Annotated in this window: 4 protein-coding genes and 1 pseudogene; 3 read left to right on the forward strand and 2 right to left on the reverse strand. The window is 67.7% G+C overall.

The window, feature by feature from the left end; translation table 11 throughout:
- Both HNV26_RS38025 and HNV26_RS37015 read left to right on the forward strand, forming a co-directional pair.
- Positions 1–199, forward strand: a 199-nt coding sequence (locus HNV26_RS38025) for a hypothetical protein (protein ID WP_216613082.1), incomplete at its 5' end; no start/stop codon positions are given.
- A 74-nt stretch (positions 200–273) separates the two neighbouring features.
- Positions 274–738 carry a tetratricopeptide repeat protein gene (locus tag HNV26_RS37015; protein WP_171443571.1) on the forward strand — a complete coding sequence of 155 codons (465 nt, stop codon included), beginning with the start codon at positions 274–276 and terminating at the stop codon, positions 736–738.
- A 52-nt stretch (positions 739–790) separates the two neighbouring features.
- Here the strand turns inward: HNV26_RS37015 and HNV26_RS37020 are convergent, their stop codons facing one another.
- Positions 791–1588, reverse strand: coding sequence for a carboxypeptidase-like regulatory domain-containing protein (locus HNV26_RS37020; protein WP_253817397.1), 798 nt, complete (start codon positions 1586–1588; stop codon positions 791–793).
- 231 nt (positions 1589–1819) lie between these two features.
- Between HNV26_RS37020 and sctV the strand changes: the two genes are divergently transcribed.
- Positions 1820–3943 (forward strand): type III secretion system export apparatus subunit SctV, encoded by a 2124-nt coding sequence (gene sctV, locus HNV26_RS37025; RefSeq protein ID WP_171443573.1) that lies wholly within the window; start codon positions 1820–1822, stop codon positions 3941–3943.
- 86 nt (positions 3944–4029) lie between these two features.
- Here sctV and HNV26_RS37030 read toward each other — a convergent pair.
- Positions 4030–4239: pseudogene (locus HNV26_RS37030) on the reverse strand (FHA domain-containing protein); the annotation flags it as partial.

The following is a 4239-nucleotide window of genomic DNA, read 5'->3' on the forward strand; positions in this document are numbered from 1 at the left end:
TGGTGGCGGTGGTCATTTGCGTTCTCCAGAAAGTTTGGGAAGCGGGTGGTTTGCGGCGGCGCTGCTTACAAAAGGATTATGGGAGAAAGGGGGCCAGAAGTTTCCTCCCCATTTTCTGATCCATTTTTTCGCGCCGGCGGCGGGAATATCGCTTCCGAAGCGGCGCACCGTTTTGGTGGAAAAGCCGATAACAGTCTAAGCTCCCGGCGCCCGGAACCGCTTGCCCTACCGGCTCCGGGGCCGTCCTCCCGCCCTCGTGAGGGATGTGTGCAGATGACGACTGAATCCAAGGCAACGGTGACCAACGACGACGTGAAGCCCCTGTCCGGCCCGGAGATGCTCGAACGGGCCACGGAAGGCTTCAACCTCTTCCAGGACGGCCGCTTCCGTGAGTCGCTGACCTTGTTCCAGTCCCTGGCGGCCATGGACCCCACCGAGGCCTACTTCCAGACGGCGCTGGGCGCCTGCCACCTGGCGCTGGAAGACCTGGACCTGGCCGAGTCCTACTTCAACCGCGCCATCGAGCTGGACCCCACGGACCTCACCCCCTTCGTCAACCGCGGGGAAGTCCACCTGCGGCTCGGCAAGGTCCACGAGGCCGCCCGGGACTTCAATCACGCGGTGGGGTTGGATCCCGAAGGGCAGGATCCGCTCAGCGCCCGGGCCCGGATGCTGGCCGCCGCGGCGCTGGAGAGCGCCGAGGGGTCGCCGTCTTCCGAATCCGACGGCGCGGCGTAGGCGCGGGTGGGGCCGCTCGAAGGCCCCGGCCCGCCTTCCCTGGCCCTTGGGCTCAGGGGAACTTCAGCTCCACGTCCAGGCGGTACGGACCGTCACCGCCTTCGATGACGGGCTTGAAGTCGACCGTCACGGACTCGGTGTAGGTCTCCTCGCCCTGCACGCGCACGACGAGCGGGCGGACGGCCTGGCCCGGTGGCGCGTAGCGGCCCGTCACGGTGTAGCGCCCCAGGGCAACGTCCGGGAGCCCGAAGCCGTCCGGCGTGTTGCTGCCCCGGGCCGTCGTCGGGGTGCCGGCACTCCCGTCCACCAGGGGGCCCGTGGGGGTGAGGGTCAGCTCGATGTGCTCACGCGTCACCGCCTGATCAGGGTCGGACGGATCGACATAATCCCTGAGGTCGAAGTAGACGCCGCTGCCATAGACGCCGCCCTCGGGCTTCGCGCCGGTCAGCTTCCAGCTGAAGTCCCGGACGGCGCCCTCGTTGCCCGCGAAGGGGGTGGCGTTGGTGGGGTGCAGCTCGAAGGTGTAGCTGCGGCCGTTGAAGTCGCGCTTGAGCCGCGCGCTGGCGTTCCAGGTGGTGGCCGCCTGGCCCAGCTCCAGCCGGTAGGTGCCGTCCGCGCCCGTCACGCCCACCACGTCGGAGTTGTAGAGGACCTGATTGTCGGCCACCACCTCCACCCCCGCCAGGGGCTTGCCCGCGGTGTCCGTGGCCTTGCCCTTGACGACGTTCTTCTCCCTCTCGCCAGAGGGGCCAGGGCCGCTGGGGCCGCCGTCCGAGCAGGCCGAACAGGCCAGGGACGCCCCCAGCAACATCAGCGGAAGACCTCTGCTCAAGGCATTCTTCAGTCGCATCGTGTTCTCCCAGGTTTCGTGTGACCTGCCCCGGCCCTCCAGGACGGCAGGGCACGACAGGGGGATGAACCCGCGTGACGGGGCGCGGTGCAAGAAGGAATGTCCACTTCGGTTGACTGCCCGGCTGCTTCCGCCCGAGGGAGAACGGCGGGTTTCGTCGTGGGGGAGGGCCCTTCGCGACGCCCCCCCTGACAGAAGGCACCCGGGTTGGCCTAGGATGCCTGACCGCTGATGGCTGCCACCAATTCGAACAGCTTCCTCTCCAAGTACTCCGACATCGTCCTCGCCGTGGTGGTCGTGGCCATCGTCGGGATGATGATCGTCCCGCTGCCCACGCTGCTGCTGGACGTGCTGCTGACGCTGAACATCAGCATCTCGGTGGTGCTGCTCCTCGTGTCCCTCTACGTGCCAGCGGCGCTGCACCTGTCGGTGTTCCCGACGCTGCTGCTCATCACCACGATGTTCCGGTTGGCCCTCACCATCTCCACCACGCGTCTCATCCTCCTCACCGGTGACCCGGGAGAGGTGGTGGTGGCGTTCGGCAACTTCGTGGTGCAGGGCAACTTCGTCGTCGGCGCCATCCTCTTCATCATCCTGGTCATCGTGAACTTCATCGTGATTTCCAAGGGCTCGGAGCGCGTCGCCGAAGTGGCCGCCCGCTTCACCCTGGACGCGATGCCCGGAAAGCAGATGTCCATCGACGCCGACCTGCGGGCCGGCTCCATCGACCAGGACCAGGGCAAGAAGAAGCGCCGCGACCTGGAGCGTGAGAGCCAGCTCTTCGGCGCCATGGACGGCGCCATGAAGTTCGTGAAGGGCGACGCCATCGCGAGCATCATCATCACCGTCGTGAACATCGTCGGTGGCCTCATCATCGGCGTGACGCAGAAGGGCATGTCCGCTGGCGACGCGGCGCAGAAGTACACGCTGCTCACCATCGGTGACGGTCTGGTCGGCATGATTCCCGCCATCCTCGTCTCCACCTGCGCCGGTATCATCGTGACGCGCGTGGCGGGTGAGGAAGAGGGCAATCACCTGGGCATGGACATGGGCTCCCAGCTGACGGCCTACCCGAAGGCCATCGCCATTGCCGCCGGCATGCTCATCGTCCTGGGCCTGGTGCCCGGTCTGCCGAAGATTCCCTTCTTCCTGCTGGGCATCGGCGCGGGTCTGGGCGCCTGGACGATGCTGAAGAAGCAGAAGCAGGCGGTGGAGGCGGAGGATGCCGGCCCGGCCATGGAGACGGACCTGGGCACGCCCATGGCATCCGAGCCCGCGCCCAAGGAAGCCCTCAATCCGGACTCCGAGCTGTTCATCCCCGTCGTCACGCCCATCGTCCTGGAAGTCTCCGACGCGCTGGTCCCCTTCGTGGACTCGCGCCAGGACGACGGGAAGTTCCTCTTCGAGCTCATCCCGTTCATGCGTGATGGCCTCTTCGTGGAGCTGGGCGTGCGCTTCCCGGGCGTGCGCGCGCGTGGCAACGGCTCGCTGCCGCCAGGCGCGTACCAGATTCAAATCAACGAGGTGCCCGTCGTCACCGGCCAGGCCACGCTGGGCCATGTCCTGGTGAACGACACGGTGGACCGGCTGCGGCTGATGAACATCCAGGGCTTCGAGGCGGTGAACCCCGCCACCCGGCAGCCCGCCGCCTGGGTCCCCGAGCAGTACCGCGACACGCTGGAGGCCGCCGGCCTCACGACGTGGGACGTGCCCGGCTACATCATCCTGCACACCGCCGCCGTGCTGCGGCGCAACGCCCGTGAGTTCGTCGGCGTGCAGGAGACGCAGACGATGCTGGAGCAGTTGGAGAAGGCCTTCCCCGCCATCGTGAAGGAGGTCGTCCCCAAGGTCGTCAACGTGCTGAAGCTGACGGACATCCTCCAGCGTCTGGTGGAGGAGGAGATCTCCATCCGCGACTTGCGCGGCATCCTCCAGGCCCTGGCCGAGTACGGGCAGGTGGAGGCGGACAACGTCATGCTCACCGAGCATGTCCGCGCGGCCCAGCGCCGCTACATCTCCCACAAGTACGCGCGTGGCACCGGCACCCTGGTGGTGTACCTGTTGGACCCGAACATCGAGGACGCCATCCGCGGCTCGGTGAAGCGGACCTCCGCGGGCGCGCACCTGGCGCTGGAGCCGGAGCTGGCGCAGGAAATCGTCCAGGCCGTGCGTTCGGAGTGTGGCCACCTGCCGCCCAGCGCGCAGCGGCCCGTCATCCTCACGGCCATGGACATCCGCCGCTACGTCCGCAAGCTGCTGGAGTACGAGTTCAACCCGTCGTTCTCCGTGCTCAGCTACCAGGAGCTGTCGCCCGAGCTGAACATCCAGCCCGTGGCGCGCATCTCCACGCGATAGCCTCGGATGGCCCTCCGCCCGCGCGTGACAGGGACGCGCGGGCGGCAGGAATGTCCTCGCCTGAGGGCAGGGGCCTGCTCGCGACGCTAGGCGCCCGCGAGCACGGCAATCATCAGCACCAGGAAGACCAGGCCCACCACGCTCATCACCACGAGGGGGACGAGCTTGCCCTTGTCCTTGAGCGCCGCCATCGCGCTCGGCTGGGCGGGCTCATCCGGCAGGGGGTACTCCGCCGACACCGGCGGGGGCGGCTCTTCGGAGACCTGCTCCTCGGGGGGAGGCGCGGGGTCCTCGGC

This window comes from Myxococcus xanthus (assembly GCF_013116825.1).
GTDB classification, from domain to species: Bacteria; Myxococcota; Myxococcia; order Myxococcales; family Myxococcaceae; genus Myxococcus; species Myxococcus xanthus_B.

Coding starts and splice junctions, on each gene's coding strand:
- HNV26_RS37020 (WP_253817397.1), bottom strand. CDS start 1,588: ATGCGACTGAAGAATGCCTTGAGCAGAGGTCTTCCGCTGATGTTGCTG.
- sctV (WP_171443573.1), top strand. CDS start 1,820: ATGGCTGCCACCAATTCGAACAGCTTCCTCTCCAAGTACTCCGACATC.
- HNV26_RS37015 (WP_171443571.1), top strand. CDS start 274: ATGACGACTGAATCCAAGGCAACGGTGACCAACGACGACGTGAAGCCC.